This window comes from Nonomuraea sp. ATR24, assembly GCF_041950485.1.
GTDB lineage: Bacteria > Actinomycetota > Actinomycetes > Streptosporangiales > Streptosporangiaceae > Nonomuraea > Nonomuraea ceibae.
Genome location: NZ_JBGNUU010000037.1, coordinates 21267 through 41922, shown reverse-complemented (window position 1 = coordinate 41922; position 20656 = coordinate 21267). Strand labels below are relative to the sequence as shown.

The following is a 20656-nucleotide window of genomic DNA, read 5'->3' as shown; positions in this document are numbered from 1 at the left end:
GACACGGGGGGAGAATCACTGTCACGCGTTGTCGCTTGTCTCAGGGCCTGACGAGCAGGCCCAGAGCGATGATGCAGACGAACCAGACGACGCCCGTGATGACGGTGAGCCGGTCGAGGTTGCGCTCCACCACCGAGGAACCACCGAAGTTCGACGAGAAACCGCCGCCGAACATGTCAGACAGGCCGCCACCCTTGCCCTTGTGGAGCAGGACGAGCAAGATCATGAGCAGGCTCGTCAGGATGAGGGCGATGGAGATTCCGAGTTCCACGGTATGCCTGTTCCTTCAATGGTCTGGTACGCGTGACGATTCAAACTTGCCTCTTGAGGGTACGGCCTCGTGTCAAGTCGCACCCCCAGAACGGCTGAGTTAGCCGGGCATATCGGTGAAACGGCAGATCTTCACGAACTCCGCGGCGTCGATGCTGGCCCCTCCCACGAGGGCGCCGTCGACATCCGGCTGAGCCATGATCCCTGCGATGTTTCCCGACTTGACCGAGCCACCGTAAAGGATACGGACCGCCGAGGCCACTTCGGGGTTGTAGAGCTCCGCGAGTCGCACCCGCAGCGCCCCGCAGACCTCCTGGGCGTCCTCGGGGGTGGCCACCTCGCCGGTGCCGATCGCCCACACCGGCTCGTAGGCCACCACCATCGATTGTGCCTGCTCGGCGGAGACCTTGCGCAGGGCTCCGTCGAGCTGGGCCAGCGTGTGCGCGATGTGACCGCCCGCCTGGCGCACCTCCAGGCCCTCGCCCACGCACAGGATCGGCGTCAGCGAGTGGCGCAGCGCGGCCAGCACCTTGGCGTTGACCAGGTCGTCGTCCTCGTGGTGGTACTGCCGCCGCTCGGAGTGGCCGACGGCGACGAACGTGCACCCCAGCTTGGCGAGCATCACGCCCGACACCTCACCGGTGTAGGCGCCCGCGTCGTGCGGGGACAGGTCCTGGCCGCCGTGCACGATGCGCAGCTTGTCGCCGTCGATGAGCGTCTGCACGCTGCGCAGGTCGGTGAACGGGGGCAGGACGGCCACCTCGACGCGGTCGAAGTCCTTGTCGCCGAGCGCGAAGGCCAGCTTCTGGACCAGCGCGATCGCCTCGAGGTGGTTGAGGTTCATCTTCCAGTTGCCGGCGATGAGCGGCTTTCTCAAGTCAGTCCTCCAGGGCGGCGAGTCCGGGGAGCGTCTTGCCCTCCAGATATTCAAGGCTGGCCCCGCCCCCGGTGGAGATGTGGGAGAAGCCGTCCTCGGGCAGGCCCAGCTTACGCACCGCGGCCGCCGAGTCGCCGCCGCCGACCACGGTGAAGGCGTCGGCTCCGATCAGGGCCTCGGCCACCGCCCGGGTGCCGCCGGAGAACGCGTCGAACTCGAACACGCCCATCGGGCCGTTCCAGAAGACGGTCTTGGCGTCGGCCAGCTTGGCGGCGAACAGCTCGCGGGTCTCGGGCCCGATGTCGAGGCCCTCGCGGTCGGCCGGGATGGCCGTGGCCGCGACCGCCTCGTGCGGGGCGTCGGCGGCGAAGTGCGTGGCCGCCAGCACGTCGACGGGCAGCACCAGGTCGACGCCGCGCCGGCCGGCCTCGTCGAGGAAGCCGCGCACCTGGTCGAGCTGGTCCTCCTGCAGCAGCGACCCGCCGACCTCGTGGCCCTGGGCCTTGAGGAAGGTGTAGGCCATGCCGCCGCCGATGAGCAGCCGGTCGACCTTGGTCAGCAGGTTGGCGATGACGCCGAGCTTGTCGCTGACCTTGGCGCCGCCGAGCACGACCACGTAGGGGCGCTCGGTGTCCTCGGTGAGCCGTCTCAGCACGTCCACCTCGGCCACGACCAGCCCGCCCGCGGCGTGCGGCAGCAGCGCCGGCACGTCGTAGACGCTGGCGTGCTTGCGGTGCACGGCACCGAAGCCGTCACCGACGTAGAGGTCGGCGAGCGCGGCCAGCCTCTCGGCGAACGCGCGGCGGGCCGCGTCGTCCTTGGACTCCTCGCCCGGCTCGTAGCGCAGGTTCTCCAGCAGGGCCACCTGGCCCTCCTGGAGGCCCTGCACGGTGGCCTGGGCGCTGTCGCCGACCACGTCGGAGGCGAAGGCCACCTCCTGACCGAGCAGCTCGCCCAGGCGGGCCGCGACGGGCCGCAGGGAGTATTTCGGGTTGGCCTCGCCCTTGGGCCGCCCCAGGTGGGCGCAGACGACGACCTTCGCGCCGCGTCCGGCCAGCTCCTGGATGGTGGGCACCGACGCGCGGATGCGCCCGTCGTCGGTGATCGTCTCGCCGTCGAGCGGCACGTTCAGGTCGGCGCGCACCAGCACGCGCCGTCCCTTCACATCGAGATCGTCGATCGTCCGCAACTGTGCTCCTTCTGCGGAGGCGCGCGGGCCGCCCGGGCGGACGGCCCCGCTTCGCTCCGGAATCGGTCAGATGTCCGCGCCCACCAGCTGGATGAGGTCGACGAGGCGGTTGGAGTAGCCCCACTCGTTGTCGTACCAGCCGACGACCTTGACCTGGTTGCCGATCACCTTGGTGAGGCCGGCGTCGAAGATGCAGGAGGCCGGGTCGGTGACGATGTCGGAGGAGACGATCTCGTCCTCGGTGTAGGTCAGGACGCCCTTGAGCGGGCCCTCGGCGGCGGCCTTGAGCGCGGCGTTGACCTCTTCGACGGTGACGTCGCGGCCGACCTCGACGGTCAGGTCGGTGGCCGAGCCCGTGGGGATCGGCACGCGCATCGCGAAGCCGTCGAGCTTGCCCTTGAGCTCCGGCAGCACCAGGCCGATCGCCTTGGCGGCGCCGGTGGAGGTGGGCACCACGTTGAGCGCGGCGGCGCGGGCGCGGCGCAGGTCCTTGTGCGGGCCGTCCTGCAGGTTCTGGTCCTGCGTGTAGGCGTGGATGGTGGTCATCAGACCCTTCTCGATGGTGAAGGTGTCGTGGATGACCTTGGCCATCGGGGCCAGGCAGTTGGTGGTGCAGGAGGCGTTGGAGATGATCGTGTGCTGGGCCGGGTCGTAGGAGTCGTGGTTGACGCCCATGACGATGGTGACGTCCTCGTTCTTCGCCGGGGCGGAGATGATGACCTTCTTGGCGCCGTTCTCGGCGTGCACCCGGGCCTTGTTGGCGTCGGTGAACAGGCCGGTCGACTCGACCACCACGTCGACCCCGAGGTCGCCCCACGGCAGCTTGCCCGGGTCGCGCTCCTCGAACACCTTGATGGCCTTGCCGTCGACGGTGATCTCGTCGCTGGAGGCCTTCACCTCGTACGGCAGGCGGCCCAGGATGCTGTCGTACTTGAGCAGGTGGGCCAGCGTCGCGTTGTCGGTCAGGTCGTTGACCGCGACGATCTCGATGTCCTTGCCACTGGCGGCGACCGCGCGCCAGAAGTTGCGACCGATGCGGCCGAAGCCGTTGACGCCTACGCGGATGCTCACGGAACCGATCTCCTCGTACGTGATGACGGGCTGATACCTCAACTCTCGAACCCTATCGGAACCAAATTGGTTTAGACCACTGCCACCCCCGCCTGGAGAATCGAGGTTCGGTAAGCACAATTTGTGAGGTTCGAGTAAAGTGCCCGACTCGTCGGAGTAAATTCAGGCATTCTCTGGGGGCTGAGATGTCACAACACCGATCCGGCCTGCTGTCCGGCCTGATCATCGGCTTCATCGCGATGCTGCTGTGCGCGGCCGGCGTCGCGGCGGCCTTCCTCTACGACGGCGACCTCGTTCCCGAGGCCGTGCGCGCCTTCGGCGACGGCGTCCCGCTGTCCGCCGGGATCGCCCTGGTCGCCGGTCTCCTGGTCGGCGCGGCGATCTGCCTGATCCGCCCGCGCGCCCTCGTGCTCCCGCTCGTGGCGGCCCTGTACGCGGCCGGGGCCGTCGTGGCCGGCGCGATCGCGAGCACGGCGGCGGTCCCCGAGTATTTCGCCTACACGCCGGCCTCGGAGCCGTGGAAGCCGCCGCTTCTCCCGCTCGAGGACTTCCTGGCCGCACTGCCCGACGCCGCCGCCCTCGTCTGGCCGCAGCTGTATCGGTCGTGGCAGATCCCCGCGGTGGTGGCCGCCGCGGCCCTGCCCGCCTTCCTGCTCGTCCTCGTACGCGTCCTGCGCCTGCGCAGGAAGGCCAGGGCGGCGGCGGCCGCCGAGAAGCCCGAGAAGCCCGAGGAGGGGGAGGAGCCCGAGTACCGGGCTCCCTTCGAGCCCCTGCAGGCGGCCAAGCCGGCCACCACCCCGCCCAGCCTCTTCACGCCGCCCGACCGCGACGCGACGTGACCCGGCGGTCCCGTACGGGGGACGTCAGGAGGAGAGCATCTCGACCGTGAGATTGGCCTCGGTGTTGGGGATGCCGAGGTCGGAGGCGCGCTTGTCGGCCATGGCGAGCAGCCGCCGGATGCGGCCCGCGATCGCGTCCTTGGTCAGCGGCGGGTCGGCGATCTGGCCGAGCTCCTCCAGGGACGCCTGCTTGTGCTCCACCCGCAGCCGTCCGGCCACCACGAGGTGGTCCGGCGCCTCGTCGCCGAGGATCTCCAGGGCGCGCTGCACGCGGGCGCCGGCGGCGACGGCGGCGCGGGCCGAGCGGCGCAGGTTGGCGTCGTCGAAGTTGGCCAGCCGGTTGGCGGTGGCCCGGACCTCGCGGCGCATCCGCCGCTCCTCCCAGGCGAGCACGCTGTCGTGGGCGCCGAGACGGGTGAGCAGGGCGCTGATGGCGTCGCCGTCGCGGACCACGACCCGGTCGACGCCGCGCACCTCGCGCGCCTTGGCGTGGATCTTCAGCCGCCGGGCCGAGCCGACCAGGGCCAGCGCCGCCTCCGGGCCGGGGCAGGTGACCTCCAGCGACATCGACCGGCCCGGCTCGGTGAGCGAGCCGTGGGCCAGGAACGCGCCGCGCCAGGCCGCCTCGGCGTCGCAGGCCGCCCCCGCGACCACCTGCCGGGGCAGGCCGCGCACGGGCCGTCCGTGGTTGTCGATCAGCCCGGTCTGGCGGGCCAGCGCCTCGCCGTCGCGGTAGACGCGGACCACGTAACGTGATCCCTTGCGCAGCCCGGCCGGCGCGAGCACCAGCACCTCCGCCTTGTGGCCGAACACCTCGCCGATGTCCTTGATGAGCCGCCGCGCGGTCGCGTTGGTGTCGAGCTCGGCCTCGATCACGATGCGCCCGCCCACGAGGTGCAGGCCGCTGGCGAAGCGCAGCAGCGTGGACACCTCCGCCTTGCGGCAGCAGGGCTTGAGCACCGGCAGCCGGCTCAGCTCGTCCTTGACCACACCCGTCATTGCCATAAGCGTTTAGTCCTCCCCCATCAGACCGGTCCTAGCAGTCTCTCGCACCTTCTCGCCACGCCGACCAGGATCAACGCTTCTGGAGGAAAATCTCGTCCAGGACGGAGGCAAGACGTCGTGCATCGTGCCTCGGCGAGCCGTCGCGGGCGGCGACGTCGGCCAGAACCAGCCGGGCGCCGAACGCGGCGGCGGCCTTCTCCAGCGCGGCGGGGTCGTCGACCACGCCGGTGTCGGCGAGGACGACGTCGAGGGAGAGCTCGGGGGCGTGCCGCCGCAGGACCTCCAGGTGCTGCTGGGGGGAGAAGTCGTCGGTCTCGCCCGGCTGCGGCGCGAGGTTGAGCGTGACCAGCCTGCGGGCCTCGGTGCGGTGCAGCGCGCGGGCCAGCTCGGGCACCTTGAGGTGCGGCAGCACGCTGGTGAACCACGAGCCGGGCCCGAACACCACCCAGTCGGCCTCCAGCACCGCCTCGACGGCCTCGGGCCGCGCGGGCGGGTCCTCGGGCACCAGGGAGATGGCCCGCACGCGGCCGGGCGTGAGCGCGCACGCCACCTGGCCGCGCACCGTGGAGACGACGCCGTCGAGCTCCACCTCGGCGACGATGTCGAGCGGCACCGAGGCCATCGGCAGCACCCGGCCGTGCGCGCCGAGCAGCCGGCCCACCCAGTCGAGCCCGGCGACGGGGTCGCCGAGGAGCTCCCACAGCGCGACGATGAGCAGGTTGCCGACGGCGTGGCCGTGCAGCTCGCCCTCGCTGCGGAAGCGGTGCTGGACGACCTCGCTCCAGGTGCTGCCCCACTCGTCGTCGCCGCACAGGGCGGCCAGCGCCATGCGCAGGTCGCCGGGCGGCAGCACGCCCAGCTCGCGGCGCAGCCGGCCGCTGGAGCCGCCGTCGTCGGCGACGGTGACGATGGCGGTCAGCGCGTCGGTCACCGCGCGCAGCGCCGACAGCGCGGCGTAGAGGCCGTGGCCGCCGCCCAGCGCCACGACCCGCGGGCCCGTCTCTAAGTCGATGCCGCTCAGCGGATCGGCGAAGCCCTCATCCGTCACTCCCGGCCCACATCCCGGTGGCTGACCTGGACCTCCATGCCCCGGTCGCGCAGCCGGGAGGCGACCTGCTCGGCCATGGCGACGCTGCGGTGCTTGCCGCCGGTGCAGCCCACGGCGAGCGTGGCGTAGCTCTTGCCCTCGCGCGAGTAGCCGCCGGCGATGACGCGCAGCACCTCCTCGTAGGCGTCGAGGAACTCCTTGGCGCCGGGCTGGCCCAGCACGTAGTCGCGGACGGGCGCGTCGGTGCCGTTCATCGGCCGCAGCTCGGGCACCCAGTGCGGGTTGGGCAGGAACCGGCAGTCGACGACCAGGTCGGCGTCGACGGGCAGGCCGTACTTGTAGCCGAAGGAGACGACGTTGACCCGCAGGCCCGGCCGGTCCTCGCCGCCGAAGTAGGCCACGATCTTGTTGCGCAGCTCGTGCACGTTGTGGGCGCTGGTGTCGATGACGAGGTCGGCGTTGGCCCGCACCTCGCGCAGGATGCCGCGCTCGCGGGTGATGCCGTCGACCAGCCGGCCCTCGCCCTGCAGCGGGTGGGGGCGGCGCACGGCCTCGAAGCGGCGCACCAGCTCCTCGTCGCTGGCCTCCAGGAACACCACGCGCACCCGGACGCCGCGGCCGAGCAGCTCCTCGATGGCGGCGTTGAGGTCGGTGGTGAACGCCAGGCTGCGCACGTCGACGACGGCGGCCACCTTGTCGGCGGCCAGCTTGACCTTGCCCGCCTCCTCCGCCATGGCGAACAGCAGCCCCGGCGGCAGGTTGTCGATGACGAACCAGCCGAGGTCCTCCAGGGCCTTGGCGGCGGTGCTCCGCCCGGCCCCCGACATGCCGGTGACGATGACGAACGCCGGCTCGGTGGACTTCACTGACTCTCCCCCTTCAGGGTCGACACGATCACCTCGGCGGTGGCCGGGCCGATGCCCGGGACCTCGCGGATCTCGTCCGCGGTGGCCTCGCGCAGCTTCTTGACGGAGCCGAAGTGCCGGAGCAGGGCCTGGCGGCGAGCCGGGCCGAGACCGGGCACGCTGTCGAGCGCGCTCTCCTTCACCGTCTTGGACCTCTTGGCTCGATGGTAGGTGATGGCGAACCTGTGCGCCTCATCTCTGACCCGTTGCAGCAGGTAGAGGCCCTCGCTGGAACGCGGCATGATGACCGGCTGGTCGTCGCCCGGCAGCCACACCTCCTCCAGCCGCTTGGCCAGCCCGGCGACGGCCACGTCGTCGATGCCGAGCTCGTCGAGCGCCCGCTGGGCGGCGGCGGCCTGCGGCCCGGCGCCGTCGACGACGACGAGGTTGGGCGGATAGGCGAACTTGCGCGGCTTGCCCGTCTCGGGGTCGATGGGGCTGTGGGCGCCGTCGTCGGCCGCCAGCTCGCCCGTGGCCGAGCGCTCCTCCAGGTAGCGGCGGAAGCGGCGCAGGATCACCTCGTGGATGGAGGCGACGTCGCCTTCCTTGGTCTTGACGGCGAAGCGCCGGTATTCGGACTTGCGGGCCAGGCCGTCCTCGAACACCACCATGGACGCCACCACGTTCTCGCCCTGCAGGTGGGAGACGTCGTAGCACTCGATGCGCAGCGGCGCCTGGTCGAGGTCGAGCGCGTCGGCGATCTCCTGCAGGCCCTTGCTGCGCGTGGTGAGGTCGCCGGCGCGGCGGACCTTGTGCTGGGCGAGCGACTCCTTGGCGTTGCGCTCGACGGTCTCCATGAGCGAGCGCTTGTCGCCGCGCTGCGGGACGCGCACGTCGACGCGGGCGCGCCGCTGCTCCGACAGCAGCTCGACGACGGCCTCGGCGTCGGGCGGCAGCGCCGGGACGAGCACCTCGCGGGGCATCGACTCGGGGCTCGCCTCGGCGTACATCTGCAGCAGGAACTGCTCGACGAGCTCGCCCGGCGAGGTCTCCTCCACCTTGTCGACGACCCAGCCGCGCTGGCCCCTGATGCGCCCGCCGCGTACGTAGAAGACCTGGACGGCGGCCTCCAGCGGGTCCTCGGCGAGCGCCACGACGTCGGCGTCGGTGCCCTCGCCGAGCACGACCGCCTGCTTCTCCAGCGCCCGCTGGAGCGCCTGGATGTCGTCGCGCAGCCGGGCGGCGCGCTCGTACTCCTGCTCGGCGGCGGCCTCGCGCATGTCCTTCTCCAGGCGCTTGATGAAGCGCCCGGTGTTGCCCGCCATGAAGTCGCAGAAGTCCTCGGCGAGGTCGCGGTGCTCCTCGGGCGTGACGCGGCCCACGCACGGCGCCGAGCACTTGTCGATGTAGCCGAGCAGGCAGGGCCGGCCGATCTGCCCGGCCCGCTTGAACACCCCGGCGCTGCAGGTGCGCACCGGGAAGACGCGCAGCAGCAGGTCGACGGTCTCGCGGATGGCCCAGGCGTGGGAGTAGGGGCCGAAGTAGCGGGTGCCCTTGCGCTTGGCGCCGCGCATGACCTGCACGCGCGGGAAGTCCTCGCCCATGGTGACGGCGAGGTAGGGGTAGGACTTGTCGTCGCGGTACTTGACGTTGAAGCGCGGGTCGTACTCCTTGATCCAGGAGTATTCGAGCTGCAGCGCCTCGACCTCGGTGCCGACGACGGTCCAGTCGACGCCGGCGGCGGTGGTGAGCATGCTCTGGGTGCGCGGGTGCAGCGTGGAGAAGTCGGCGAAGTAGGAGTTGAGCCGCTGGCGCAGGCTCTTGGCCTTGCCGACGTAGATCACCCGGCCGTGGGGGTCGCGGAACCGGTAGACCCCGGGGGAATCGGGGATCGACCCTGACTTCGGCCGGAAACTCAAGGGGCTGCCCGCTGATCTCGCCACGTTTTCCAGCCTAGTGGCCGCCACCGACAAGCTCACCCGCCGTGCCCCCGGGCGGGTACGACGGGCGGGCACGACGGGTAGGCACGGCGGGCAGGGGTGGGTCAGGCGAGGGAGATCTGGTCGCCTTCGACTTTGATCTGCCGGGCGGGCAGCGCCTCGGTCGCGGGGCCCTGGGCCACGGAACCGTCCTCGATCTTGAACTTGCTGCCGTGGCACGGGCAGTCGATGGTGCCGTTCTCCACGCTCGCGACCGGGCAGCCCTTGTGGGTGCAGTCGGCGCTGAACGCCTTGAACAGGCCCTCCGCCGGCTGGGTGATGACGATCTTCTGCTCCTTGAAGATCGTCCCGCCGCCGACGGGGATGTCGGAGGTCTTGGCCAGCCCGCCCTGCGGCGCGCTCCCGGCGGACTCGGTGGGCGCGGCGGGCGCGCTGGTCGCGGTAGTGGCGGTGGTCGCGCCGGTCGTGCCGCTGTCGCCGCCGCACGCGGTCAGGGCCACGGCCAGGCCACTCGCGCCCACCCCGGCGATCACCGCTCTGCGGCTCTGAAGGTCTCGTCCCATGCCGGCCAGCCAACCGCATCCAGGTGAGAATTCGATGAAGAACCCCTTAGCCCAGCCTGATCTTGCCACCGGACACGGTGATCTTCTTCTCGGCGAGCGGCTCGGTGGCCGGGCCCTCCGCCACGGAACCGTCCTCGATCCTGAACTTGCTGCCGTGGCACGGGCAGTTGATCGTCCCGCCGACGACCTCGGCGACCGTGCAGCCCGCGTGGGTGCACGTCGCCGTGAACGCCTTGAACTCGCCCTCGACCGGCTGGGTGACGACGACCTTCTGCTTGTCGAAGATCACGCCCTCGCCGGCGGGGATGTCGGCGGTCTCGGCCAGCGCCGCCTTCGGCTCTTTCTTCTTCTTGGGCGCGGCCTGCGACTCCTCGGCGGGCGGCTCCTCGGCCGCGTCGACGGCGGCGTCGACGGCCGCCTCCCCGGTGGGCTGCCCGTAGGCGGCGCAGGCGGTCAGGACCGCGGCCAGCCCGGCGCCTCCGGCTCCGAACACCACCGCCCGGCGCGTCGTATCGGTCATGGTGCGTCCTTCCAGGTTTCGGGTCTCACTCGCAGGTACGGCCGGCGGCCGTGAGCCGGTTCAGCCTCCCGCGCCCCGATCCCGGGAACCACGCACAATTACCCGTTCACACCACCACGATGGCGTCGCCCTCGATCTTGACCGCGTAGGGCGTCAGCGGCCCCTGCGCCGGACCGCTCAGCACCGCGCCGGTGTCGGCGGCGAACTCGCTGCCGTGGCACGGGCACCGCATCACGTTGTCCTCGGGCGAGCCGACCGCGCATCCGCGGTGCGGGCAGCTCGCGCTGTACGCCTTGAAGACGCCCTCCGACGGCTGCGTCACCACGATCTTCCACTTGCCGATGACCTTGCCGCCGCCCACGGGCACGTCGGCGACCTTGGCGATGACGTGGCCCTTGACCCCGGGCGTCTGGCGTGTCTTGGCGTCACCGGTGCCGCACGCGCCGAGCGCCACCCCGCACGCCATCACCCCGGCAGCTCCCAGCGCCTCACGCCGGCCGACTCCAGGCATGGCGGAGCCCCCCTCCATGATCGATGACCCCCTGCAGGTCACGGTTCACCCTAGGGGCGGTGATGTCCGGTCCGGTAAGCGGGTGCGGGTGCGGGCTTTGTGACGGGTCACAGCGGCGGCCCGCCGACTTTGCCGCGCCGTCCAATTCACAGGATGCCGCCGACGGATCATCGTGTGCTGCGAACGCCCTCACGCACGCACGGGAGTCGCCATGCAGCGTCGCACGTTCCTCCGCACCGTCTCCGCCGGGCTGGGCGCCGTCGCCTTCTCGGGCGCCCTCTGGCACGAGGCGGCGAGCACGTCGGCGGTCGCCGCGGGCGCGAGCCCGTACGGCCCGCTCGGCCCGCCGGACGCGAACGGCGTCGCGCTGCCCGCCGGGTTCACCAGCCGGGTGGTGGCCAGGACGGGCCACCCGATCGGCGGCACGCTGTGGCACCCGGCGCCCGACGGCGGCGCCTGCTTCGCCGCGGGGACGGGCTGGATCTACGTGTCCAACTCGGAGGTGCCGCTGGTCGGCGGCGCGACCGCGATCCGGTTCCGCCCGGACGGCTCGGTCGAGCGCGCCTACCGCATCCTCGACGGCACCAACGTCAACTGCGCGGGCGGCCGTACGCCGTGGAACACGTGGCTGTCCTGCGAGGAGATCTTCCGGGGCCGCGTGTACGAGACCGACCCGTACGGTGAGCGCGCGGCACGGTCGCGGCCCGCGATGGGCCGGTTCAAGCACGAGGCGGCGACCTGCGACCCGGACCGGCGGGTCGTCTACCTGACCGAGGACGAGTCCGACGGCTGCTTCTACCGGTTCGTCCCGGACACGTGGGGCGACCTGTCCAGCGGGCGGCTGGAGGTGCTGTGCGGCGACGCGTCCGGCGGCCCGGTGGAGTGGCGTCCGGTGCCCGACCCGGCGCCCGGCGTGCTGGAGCGGCAGACGCGCCACCAGGTGAGCGCCGCCCGGCACTTCGACGGCGGCGAGGGCTGCCACTACGCGGCCGGGATCTGCTACTTCACGGCCAAGGGCGACCGCAGGGTGTGGGCGTACGACGCCGTGCGGCAGAGCCTGAGCTGGGTCTACGACGGCGGCGGCACGCTCGACGGCGTCGACAACATCACCGGCGCGCCCACCGGCGACCTGTACGTGGCCGAGGACGGCGGCAACATGGAGATCAACATCATCACGCCCGACGGCGTGGTGGCGCCGGTGCTGCGGCTCGACGGCCACGGCGGCTCGGAGATCACCGGGCCCGCGTTCTCCCCGGACGGCACCCGCCTCTACTTCTCCTCGCAGCGCGGCACCAGCGGCGAGCGCGCCGGCACCGGCGGCATCACCTACGAGGTGACGGGCCCGTTCCGTCACTGATCCCTCTTGCCCGGCCGCCGTCACCCCGCGGCGGACCCCCACCCCCCACCGAAGGATGCCCGCATGCTCCGACGAACGACGGTCGCGCTCGCCGCCGCCCTGCTGCTGGCCGGCCTGGCTCCTCCCGCCCACGCCCAGCAGGGCGAGTCCTACGTCGCGCTGGGCGACTCGGCCGCCGCCGGGCCGCTCGTGCCCGACCAGGTGCTGCCCGACCTGGGCTGCCTGCGTTCCGACCGGAACTACCCGCACCTGACCGCGCGGGCGCTCGGCGCGGCGTCCTTCCGCGACGTCACGTGCTCGGGGGCCAAGACGCGGCACATGTACCAGCCGCAGGAGACCGAGCTGGGCTCGGTGCCGCCCCAGCTCGACGCGCTGCGCCCGGACACCACGCTGGTCACCGTGCACATCGGCGCCAACGACGTCGGCCTGACCGGCTTCATCGAGGACTGCCTCAACCTGCTGCCGCCGCCCGTCGGCGACGCCTGCTACAACGACTACACCGACGAGAACGGCCAGGACACCTGGCGGGTCAAGACCGAGGCGCTGCGCCCGACGCTCGTCACGCTGGCCGGCGACATCCGGGCCCGCTCGCCGCAGGCGCGGATCTTCCTGGTCGGCTACGCCACCTACGCCCGGCCGGACGGCTGCTACCCGCGCGTCCCGATCATCCGGCAGGACGCCAACTACATCCGGGCGACCCTGATGTACTTCAACCGGATGCTCGCCGAACAGGCCGCCGCCGCCGGGATCGGCTTCATCGACCTGCAGACGCCCAGCGCCGGCCACGACCCGTGCGCCTCCCCCGGGGTGCGCTGGATCGAGCCGTACATCCCGGCCTCGCCCGCCGCGCCGTTCCACCCGAACGCGCTGGGCATGCGCAACTTCGCCACCATCGTCACCGGCGCCGTCACCGCCGCGGCCCGCTGACCCCGCCCGCCCCGCTCTCAGGCCGGGCACGCGCCCGGGACCGGCACCCTCCCGGACCGGGCGCGCTCCTCAGGCCCGGCGGCCGAGCTGCCGCCGGGCCGTCAGCGCGGCCCCGATCCGCTGGAGCTGGGCCGGGTCCATCGGGTCGAGCCCCGTCAGGCTCACCGCCCGGCGCAGCCGGTAGTCGACGGTGTTCGGGTGGACGTGCAGCAACTCGGCGGTCCGCCGCCGGTCCAGCCCCGTGTCCAGGTACGCGGTCAGCGTCCGCAGCAGGTCGGGATGGGCGCCCAGCGGGTCGAGCAGCCCGGCGAGCCCGGCCACGGCGGCGCTGGGCCGGGTCAGCTGATACTCCAGCAGCACGTCGGCCAGCCGGTGCGCCCCCGGCGGCAGCCCGGCCCCGCGCGCGACCTCCAGCACCTCCTCGGCCAGCTTGGCCGCCTCGGGCACGCCCGCCGGCTCGGCCCACTCCGCCGCCGCCCACACCGGCGCCCCGGCGGCCCGCGCGGCCTCCGCGACCATCTCGCCGACCTCGCACCAGGCCGGCTCCTCGGCGAGCGGCACGAGCACCAGCCCGCCGGTGGCGTCGAGCGCCGACAGCACCTGCTCGGCGGCGTGCCGCTGGACGGCCGTGCGGACCCGGTGCAGCTTGCGCCGCCCGGCGATGGCGCGGCTCACCCGGTCGCCGGCCTCGTCGGGGTGCGCGCCCAGCGCCGTGGCCACCACCAGGTAGCCGGGCGCCAGCCGCACCCCGGCCAGCGCCGCCCGGTCGCCCGCCAGCAGCGCCGAGACGGTGGCGTGCATGGCGTGCTGCTCCTGGCTGAGCATCGCCTCCCGCTCCCCCAGGTACGCGCCGCACACGGCGGACGTGACGGTGCCCGTGTAGGAGAGGATGAGGCGGTTGGCGGCCAGCACGTCGTCCAGGTCGCCGGGCCCGGCGAGCGCGAACAGGTGCTCCCACACCCGGGTCACCCCCAGGTGGTAGGCCGACAGCAGCGCGTCCAGCGGCACCCCCTCCTGCGCCCGCCGCGCCGCCGACGCCCGCAGCGGCGCCAGCTCGGCGCGGGTCGGCGGGCGCCGCTCCCGGAACATCCCGCAGATCATGCGCAGATTGTGCACGGTGATGCCGGTGATGTCGCCGTCGAGCTCCTCGCGGGGCAGCCGCCGGTAGAGCGGGATCTCCTCGGCGAACGCGGCGACCAGCTCCCTGGCCAGCCGCACCGCCTGACGCTCCAGGAGCTCGTGCACCGGGCACCCGCCCAGCGTGAGCGCCCGGAGCGCATGATCCGCCACGGTCAGACCCTGTCAAATCCCCCGTCGGTAAACAAGGCACCCAACCGTGGCGCTATCGCATCCGCGTTCCCGCGTCGTCAGGACCCCAGGAGCTTGCGCAGGAAGCGGCCGGTGTGACTCTCGTCCACCTGGGCCACCTCCTCCGGCGTGCCGGCCGCGACCAGCGTGCCGCCGCGGGAGCCGCCCTCCGGGCCCATGTCGATGATCCAGTCGGCGGTCTTGATGACGTCGAGGTTGTGCTCGATGACGATGACCGTGTTGCCGCCGTCGACGAGCCTCCCCAGCACGCCCAGCAGCCGCCGGATGTCCTCGAAGTGCAGCCCGGTCGTCGGCTCGTCCAGGACGTAGACCGTCCGGCCCGTCTGCCTGCGCTGCAGCTCGGAGGCCAGCTTGACGCGCTGCGCCTCGCCGCCGGACAGCGTCGTGGCCGGCTGGCCGAGCCGCACGTAGCCGAGGCCCACGTCGTTGAGGGTCTGCAGGTGGCGCTTGATCGCCGGGATCGCGTCGAAGAAGGCGAGCGCCTCCTCGATCGGCATGTCGAGCACCTCGGAGATCGTCTTGCCCTTGTAGTGGACCTCCAGCGTCTCCCGGTTGTAGCGGGCGCCGTGGCAGACCTCGCACGGGACGTACACGTCGGGCAGGAAGTTCATCTCGATCTTGATGGTGCCGTCGCCCGCGCACGCCTCGCAGCGCCCGCCCTTGACGTTGAAGCTGAAGCGGCCCGGCTGGTAGCCGCGCACCTTGGCCTCGGTCGTGGCCGCGAACAGCTTGCGCACGTGGTCGAACACGCCGGTGTAGGTGGCCGGGTTGGAGCGCGGGGTGCGCCCGATCGGCGACTGGTCGACGTGCACGACCTTGTCGACCTGGTCCATGCCGTTGACCCGGGAGTGGCGGCCCGGCACCGTGCGGGCGCCGTTGAGCTCCTTGGCCAGCGCGTTGTAGAGGATGTCGTTGACCAGCGTCGACTTGCCGGACCCGGACACGCCGGTCACGGCGGTGAACAGCCCGAGCGGGAAGTCGATGTCGACGCCCTTGAGGTTGTGCTCGCGGGCGCCCTTGACGGTGATCTGCCGCTTCTTGTCGCGCTTGCGGCGCTTGGCGGGCACGTGGATGCTCCGGCGGCCCGACAGATACTGCCCGGTCAGCGACTCCTCGCTGTTGAGCAGGTCCTGGACGGTGCCGGAGACGACGACCTGGCCGCCGTGCTCGCCCGCGCCCGGGCCGATGTCGACCACCCAGTCGGCGGCGGCGATGGTGTCCTCGTCGTGCTCGACCACGATGAGCGTGTTGCCCATGTCGCGCAGCCGGATCAGGGTGTCGAGCAGCCGCATGTTGTCGCGCTGGTGCAGCCCGATGGACGGCTCGTCGAGCACGTACAGGACGCCGACGAGGCCGGAGCCGATCTGCGTGGCCAGCCGGATGCGCTGCGCCTCGCCGCCCGCCAGGGTGGCGGCGGCGCGGTCCATGCTCAGGTAGTCGAGGCCGACGTCGAGCAGGAAGCCCATCCGCGCGTTGATCTCCTTGACCACCCGCTCGGCGATGTGCATGTCGCGGTCGGACAGCTTGAGCGCGGCCAGGAACTTGGCGCACTCGCCGATCGACATGGACGCGACCTCGGCGATCGACTTGCCCGCGACCGTGACGGCCAGCGTGACCGGCTTGAGCCTGGCCCCCTTGCACGCCGGGCAGGGGATCTCGCGCATGTAGCCCTCGAAGCGCTCGCGCGTCGAGTCGCTCTCCGCCTCGGCGTGACGGCGCTGCACCCACGGGATGACGCCCTCGTAGGTGGTGTAGTAGGAGCGCTGGCGGCCGTAGCGGTTGGCGTAGCGGACGTGGACCTGCTCGTCGTGGCCGAACAGCAGCGACTTCTGCGCCTTCTTCGGGAGCTTGTCCCACGGCGTGTCGAGAGTGAAGCCCATGGTGTGGCCGAGCGCCTCGACGAGCCGGACGAAGTATTCGCTGGTGTGGCCGCCGGACCAGGGGTGCAGCGCGCCGTCGCGCAGCGTGCGCTCGGGGTCGGGCACGACGAGGTCGGGGTCGACCTCCATCTTGGTGCCGAGACCGGTGCACTCCGGACAGGCGCCGAAGGGCGAGTTGAAGGAGAACGAGCGCGGCTCCAGCTCCTCGAACGACAGGTCGTCGTAGGGGCAGTAGAGGTGCTCGGAGTAGAAGCGCTCGCGGCCCGGGTCGTCCTCGGGCAGGTCGACGAACTCCAGCGTGATCGTGCCGCCGGACAGCTGCAGCGCCGTCTCGACCGAGTCGTTGAGCCTGCGCCGCGACGACTCCTTGACCGAGAGCCGGTCGACGATGACCTCGATGTCGTGCTTCTCGTACTTCTTCAGCACCGGCGGCTCCTCCAGCCGCACGACGGTGCCGTCGACCCGGGCACGGGCGAAGCCCTTGGTCTGCAGCTCGCGGAACAGCTCGGCGTATTCGCCCTTGCGGCCCCTGATGACCGGGGCCAGCACCTGGAAGCGGGTGCCCTCCTCCAGGTCCATCACCCGGTCGACGATCTGCTCCGGCGTCTGCCTGGCGATCGGGCGCTCGCACACCGGGCAGTGCGGCTTGCCGATGCGCGCCCACAGCAGCCGCAGGTAGTCGTAGACCTCGGTGATCGTGCCGACCGTGGAGCGCGGGTTCTTGCTGGTGGCCTTCTGGTCGATCGACACCGCGGGCGACAGGCCCTCGATGAAGTCGACGTCGGGCTTGTCCATCTGCCCGAGGAACTGCCGGGCGTAGGCCGACAGGGACTCGACGTAACGCCGCTGCCCCTCGGCGAAGATCGTGTCGAAGGCCAGGCTCGACTTTCCGGAGCCGGACAGGCCGGTGAAGACGATCATCGCGTCTCGCGGCAGGTCGAGCGAGACGTCCTTGAGGTTGTGTTCACGTGCGCCACGCACGATCAGGCGGTCAGCCACGGCGATCCCGATGTCGAAAAGGCGGATAGGTCCACGGGGGATGGTAGACGGGGGCTCCGACAATTTCGGCAGGGCCGCATACCGCCCTGGCGAAAATCCGTCCCTCCCAGGTTACGGCCTGCGCCCACCCGGGCAGGAGGCCTTTCCCTGTCAACGCCATATCAACGCCGCGACCTGCGGCTTTATGCCCGTCCGCCGCCGGCACCCGGCCTCCAGATGATGAAATATCCCCTTATGACCGTCCTTCAGAGCTTGCGTGCCGAGCTGACCGAGGCGACGTCCGGGCTGCTCGCCACGGCCGCCTCCCTGTCCGACGCCGACGTCGCCTCCGCCTCCCGGCTGCCCGGCTGGTCGCGCGGCCACGTCCTCACGCACCTCGCCAGGAACGCCGACAGCCTCGTCAACCTCCTCACCTGGGCGCGGACCGGCGTCTCGACGCCGCAGTACCCGGACGCGCGGGCGCGCGAGGCGGGCATCGAGGCCGGCTGCCACCGGCCCGCCGCCGAGCAGCTCGCCGACCTGCGCGAGAGCGCCGGCCGCCTGGACGCCGCCGCCGACGCCGTCCCCGAGCCCGCCTGGGCCACCCCGGTCGGCGGCCTGCGCCCGCCGCACCACCCCGCCTGGTACGTCCTGGTACGCCGCCTCCGTGAGGTGGGGCTGCACCATGCCGACCTGGGCGCCGGCTACGGCCCGGCCGACTGGCCCGAGACGTTCGTCCGCCGCGAGCTGCACGACTGCCTGCGCACCTGGCCGCACGACCGCAGCACGGTGAGCGCGGTGCGGTTCGTCACCCCCGCGAACGGCCCGGTCGCCGCCGGGTGGGAGGGGCTCGGCGACGGGCCCGTGGTGGAGGGCGCGCCGGCCGACGTGCTGGCCTGGCTGACCGGCCGCTCGGCAGGTGAGGGAGTTAAAGTGGTGCCCGAGGGACGGCCGTGCCCGCCGCCACCGCCGTGGCTGACCACGACCGCGCCCGCTGACCTGCCCGCGACGCCCCCGAAGGACTACCCATGACCTACACCGGCGACGTCCAGGTAGGCGGCCCCGCCGACGTGCGGGAGCTGCCCGATCTGACGATCTGCAAGCTCGCCGTCGGCCCGTACGAGAACAACGCCTACCTGCTGCGCTGCACCGAGACGGGCGACGGCCTGCTCATCGACGCGGCGGCCGAGCCGGACCGGCTGCTGGCCCTGATCGCCGACCAGCCGATCAGCGCGATCGTCACCACCCACCAGCACGGCGACCACTGGCAGGCGCTGGAGCAGGTGCGCAAGGTGACGGGCGCCAAGGTGCTGGCCCATCCGCTGGACGCGCCCGGCCTGCCGGTCCCGGCCGACCGCCTGGTCGAGCACGGCGACCGCATCGCCGTCGGCGTCGTCACCCTGGAGGCGATCCACCTGCGCGGCCACACCCCGGGTTCGATCGCCCTGCTGTACGACGGCGGCGAGGGCAACAAGCACCTGTTTACCGGCGACTCGCTGTTCCCCGGCGGCGTGGGCAACACGTGGAAGGACCCCGAGCGCTTCGAGCAGCTCTACACCGACGTGGTGGAGCGCGTCTTCGACCGGCTGCCCGACGACACGTGGGTCTACCCGGGCCACGGCAAGGACACGACCCTGGGCGCCGAGCGCCCGTCCCTACCCGAGTGGAAGGCCCGGGGCTGGTAGCCGGCGGAAGGGGGTCAGCGGCGGGCCAGGACGCGCACGATGCGCTCGGCCGCCGGCCCCGGCTGGTCGGCCTGCCCGACCAGCTCGCCCCACGACCAGCGATAGAACCATCCGTCCTGGAGCGGCACGCAGTCGACGGTCTCGGCCAGCAGCGCGGTGCCGGGATCGCTGACCCGCAGCACGGGCGGGTCGGCTCTCAGCGTGGCGGTCAGCCCGCGCCGCTCCAGCTCGGCGGCGAGCTTGCCGAGGAAGTACGTGCGCGTGTGCTCGACCGGCATGGCTCCATCAAAGCCGAAGGCGCCGGAGAAGTCCCGCTTCTTCCGGCGCCGCTTGCTCGAATGGTCACTGCCCGATGCGGGAGGCCTCACGGCGCAGTTCGCGCTTGTAGAAGAGCATCCGCAGCGGGATGGCCGCGACGAGCGCGATCTGCATGGTGGCGCCGATCTTGATCGGCAGGTCACCGCCCTCGGGCCAGGCGACCCAGAAGGTGAGGAACGCGACGTTCACCATGATCCATCCGAGGACCACGGCGGCGAGCTGCCCCTTGGGCTTGGGGTACTCGATCCGGCTGACCATGAGCCAGGCCACGCCCAGCACGGCCAGCAGCGACCAGATCCCCGGCTCGAACAGCAGCACGATCGAGATCACGGTCATCGCGCCCATGGGGATCGGCAGCCCCATGAAGTCGCCGCTCTTGGTCTTGACGCAGGCGAACCGCGCCAGCCGTACGACACCGGCGACGAGCACGGCCGCGGCGGCGCCCACCACGGCGAAGAACGGCACCTGGTGGGTGAACCCGCCCCAGATCACGACCATGAACGCGGGCGCGAAGCCGAAGCTGATGACGTCGGCCAGGTTGTCGAGCTCGGCGCCCATCGCGGAGGCGCGGAAGCGCCGCGCGACGAGCCCGTCGAACAGGTCGCAGGTGGCGCCGATGAGCAGCAGCACCACGGCCGTCGCGAAGTAGCTGGGCGCCGGGGTGAAGCTGCCGTCGGTGCGCAGCGCCTCGATGGCCGAGGCGGCCAGCACGCACACGGCCAGGAAGCCGCACAGCGCGTTGCCCAGGGACAGAGAGTCAGCGGCGGACAGGCGGAACGCCTTGCCGACCGGGCCGCGAGGTTCTTCCTCTTCGGCCGGCCAGCCGCCGGCGTCAGCTGTGGTCAATTCTGGTCACCCCCGCAACCGTCTTCTCGCCCACGGACACCGCGGGTGAGATCCCTTCGGGAAGGTAGATGTCGACCCTGGATCCGAGCCTGATGAGCCCGATCCGCTCGCCCTGCGCGACCTTCGCCCCAGCGGTCAGGTACGGCACGATCCGGCGCGCGACCGCGCCCGCGATCTGCACCATCTCGATGTCGCCGAGCGTGGTCTCGAAATGCCACACCACGCGCTCGTTCTGGTCGCTGTCCTTGTTGAAAGCCGGCAGGAACCCACCTGGCACATGCTGCACGGAGGTGACATTTCCCGCAAGTGGCGCCCGATTGACGTGGACGTTCAGCGGGCTCATGAAGATCGCGACCCGGGTGCGGCCGTCCGGCCACGGGTCGACGCTCTGGACGACCCCATCGGCCGGTGACAGGATCCGCCCCTCGCCCGGCCTGCGGTCGGGGTCGCGGAAGAACCAGAGCATCCCACCGGTGAGGGCGCCCAGCGGCACGGCCGCGAGCGCCCAGCGACGGTCCCGTCGCGTCAGGAACGCGGTGGCGGCCGCCGCGGCCGCCGTCGGGAGGAGCCACGGGGAGACCCCGCGTGCGAGCCTGACACGGCCCGGCTTGGCAGAATCGACTGACACGTACAACCTTTGGATGGTGACTGGAACGGA

At 71.8% G+C, this 20656-nt stretch carries 21 protein-coding genes; 5 read left to right on the top strand and 16 right to left on the bottom strand.

Annotation, left to right across the window (positions count from 1 at the left end; genetic code table 11):
• Positions 1 to 40: 40 nt before the first annotated feature.
• The 4 genes from secG to gap form a co-directional block, all read right to left on the bottom strand.
• On the bottom strand, positions 41 to 271 hold the full coding sequence (secG, locus tag ACBI99_RS44550; protein WP_049564200.1) for a preprotein translocase subunit SecG: 231 nt from the start codon (positions 269 to 271) through the stop codon (positions 41 to 43).
• 99 nt (positions 272 to 370) lie between these two features.
• Positions 371 to 1147: a triose-phosphate isomerase gene (gene tpiA, locus ACBI99_RS44545; protein ID WP_281427240.1), complete on the bottom strand. Its 777-nt coding sequence runs from the start codon at positions 1145 to 1147 to the stop codon at positions 371 to 373.
• 1 nt (position 1148) lies between these two features.
• Positions 1149 to 2336 (bottom strand): phosphoglycerate kinase, encoded by a 1188-nt coding sequence (locus ACBI99_RS44540; RefSeq protein WP_364169950.1) that lies wholly within the window; start codon positions 2334 to 2336, stop codon positions 1149 to 1151.
• Positions 2337 to 2402: 66 nt separating this feature from the next.
• Positions 2403 to 3407, bottom strand: coding sequence for a type I glyceraldehyde-3-phosphate dehydrogenase (gene gap, locus ACBI99_RS44535; protein WP_219509925.1), 1005 nt, complete (start codon positions 3405 to 3407; stop codon positions 2403 to 2405).
• A gap of 185 nt (positions 3408 to 3592) precedes the next feature.
• Between gap and ACBI99_RS44530 the strand changes: the two genes are divergently transcribed.
• Positions 3593 to 4246: a hypothetical protein gene (locus ACBI99_RS44530; RefSeq protein WP_357586648.1), complete on the top strand. Its 654-nt coding sequence runs from the start codon at positions 3593 to 3595 to the stop codon at positions 4244 to 4246.
• 24 nt (positions 4247 to 4270) lie between these two features.
• On the opposite strand, the gene whiA is transcribed toward ACBI99_RS44530, so the two are convergent.
• The 7 genes from whiA to ACBI99_RS44495 form a co-directional block, all read right to left on the bottom strand.
• Positions 4271 to 5251: a DNA-binding protein WhiA gene (gene whiA / locus ACBI99_RS44525; protein ID WP_219509922.1), complete on the bottom strand. Its 981-nt coding sequence runs from the start codon at positions 5249 to 5251 to the stop codon at positions 4271 to 4273.
• Positions 5252 to 5321: 70 nt separating this feature from the next.
• A complete protein-coding gene (gene yvcK, locus ACBI99_RS44520) occupies positions 5322 to 6299 on the bottom strand; it encodes a uridine diphosphate-N-acetylglucosamine-binding protein YvcK (RefSeq protein WP_357586646.1) in 978 nt (325 codons plus the stop codon).
• On the bottom strand, positions 6296 to 7165 hold the full coding sequence (gene rapZ / locus ACBI99_RS44515; protein ID WP_219509921.1) for an RNase adapter RapZ: 870 nt from the start codon (positions 7163 to 7165) through the stop codon (positions 6296 to 6298). Before rapZ ends, yvcK begins: the two co-directional genes overlap by 4 nt.
• Entirely contained in the window at positions 7162 to 9063 is a 1902-nt protein-coding gene (gene uvrC, locus ACBI99_RS44510) for an excinuclease ABC subunit UvrC (RefSeq protein WP_375075274.1), read from the bottom strand. Before uvrC ends, rapZ begins: the two co-directional genes overlap by 4 nt.
• A gap of 125 nt (positions 9064 to 9188) precedes the next feature.
• Positions 9189 to 9647: a Rieske (2Fe-2S) protein gene (locus ACBI99_RS44505; RefSeq protein WP_375075270.1), complete on the bottom strand. Its 459-nt coding sequence runs from the start codon at positions 9645 to 9647 to the stop codon at positions 9189 to 9191.
• Positions 9648 to 9693: 46 nt separating this feature from the next.
• Positions 9694 to 10167 (bottom strand): Rieske (2Fe-2S) protein, encoded by a 474-nt coding sequence (locus ACBI99_RS44500; protein WP_357586642.1) that lies wholly within the window; start codon positions 10165 to 10167, stop codon positions 9694 to 9696.
• Between the two features lie 106 nt (positions 10168 to 10273).
• Positions 10274 to 10678, bottom strand: coding sequence for a Rieske (2Fe-2S) protein (locus ACBI99_RS44495; RefSeq protein WP_246646025.1), 405 nt, complete (start codon positions 10676 to 10678; stop codon positions 10274 to 10276).
• Between the two features lie 211 nt (positions 10679 to 10889).
• Here ACBI99_RS44495 and ACBI99_RS44490 point away from each other — a divergent pair, with 211 nt between their 5' ends.
• Positions 10890 to 12035, top strand: coding sequence for an alkaline phosphatase PhoX (locus ACBI99_RS44490; RefSeq protein ID WP_375075269.1), 1146 nt, complete (start codon positions 10890 to 10892; stop codon positions 12033 to 12035).
• Between the two features lie 63 nt (positions 12036 to 12098).
• Positions 12099 to 12962: an SGNH/GDSL hydrolase family protein gene (locus ACBI99_RS44485; protein WP_375075268.1), complete on the top strand. Its 864-nt coding sequence runs from the start codon at positions 12099 to 12101 to the stop codon at positions 12960 to 12962.
• Positions 12963 to 13031: 69 nt separating this feature from the next.
• On the opposite strand, the gene ACBI99_RS44480 is transcribed toward ACBI99_RS44485, so the two are convergent.
• Positions 13032 to 14252, bottom strand: a complete 1221-nt coding sequence (locus ACBI99_RS44480) for a CdaR family transcriptional regulator (protein ID WP_219509914.1) — start codon at positions 14250 to 14252, stop codon at positions 13032 to 13034.
• Between the two features lie 77 nt (positions 14253 to 14329).
• Positions 14330 to 17170: an excinuclease ABC subunit UvrA gene (gene uvrA, locus ACBI99_RS44475; protein WP_219509912.1), complete on the bottom strand. Its 2841-nt coding sequence runs from the start codon at positions 17168 to 17170 to the stop codon at positions 14330 to 14332.
• A 234-nt stretch (positions 17171 to 17404) separates the two neighbouring features.
• Here uvrA and ACBI99_RS44470 point away from each other — a divergent pair, with 234 nt between their 5' ends.
• Together ACBI99_RS44470 and ACBI99_RS44465 are read left to right on the top strand one after the other, a co-directional pair.
• Entirely contained in the window at positions 17405 to 18181 is a 777-nt protein-coding gene (locus ACBI99_RS44470; RefSeq protein ID WP_219509911.1) for a maleylpyruvate isomerase family mycothiol-dependent enzyme, read from the top strand.
• Complete coding sequence (locus tag ACBI99_RS44465; RefSeq protein ID WP_219509910.1) at positions 18178 to 18834, top strand: MBL fold metallo-hydrolase; 657 nt, start codon at positions 18178 to 18180, stop codon at positions 18832 to 18834. Before ACBI99_RS44470 ends, ACBI99_RS44465 begins: the two co-directional genes overlap by 4 nt.
• A gap of 14 nt (positions 18835 to 18848) precedes the next feature.
• On the opposite strand, the gene ACBI99_RS44460 is transcribed toward ACBI99_RS44465, so the two are convergent.
• From ACBI99_RS44460 to ACBI99_RS44450, 3 genes are all read right to left on the bottom strand, one after another.
• A complete protein-coding gene (locus tag ACBI99_RS44460; RefSeq protein WP_219509909.1) occupies positions 18849 to 19112 on the bottom strand; it encodes a hypothetical protein in 264 nt (87 codons plus the stop codon).
• Between the two features lie 64 nt (positions 19113 to 19176).
• The gene (pssA, locus tag ACBI99_RS44455; RefSeq protein ID WP_219509908.1) at positions 19177 to 19998 is read right to left on the bottom strand and encodes a CDP-diacylglycerol--serine O-phosphatidyltransferase; all 822 of its coding nucleotides are present in this window, start codon (positions 19996 to 19998) and stop codon (positions 19177 to 19179) included.
• A complete protein-coding gene (locus tag ACBI99_RS44450) occupies positions 19985 to 20626 on the bottom strand; it encodes a phosphatidylserine decarboxylase (RefSeq protein ID WP_219509907.1) in 642 nt (213 codons plus the stop codon). The genes pssA and ACBI99_RS44450 overlap by 14 nt, the downstream gene beginning before the upstream one ends.
• Positions 20627 to 20656 lie beyond the last annotated feature (30 nt).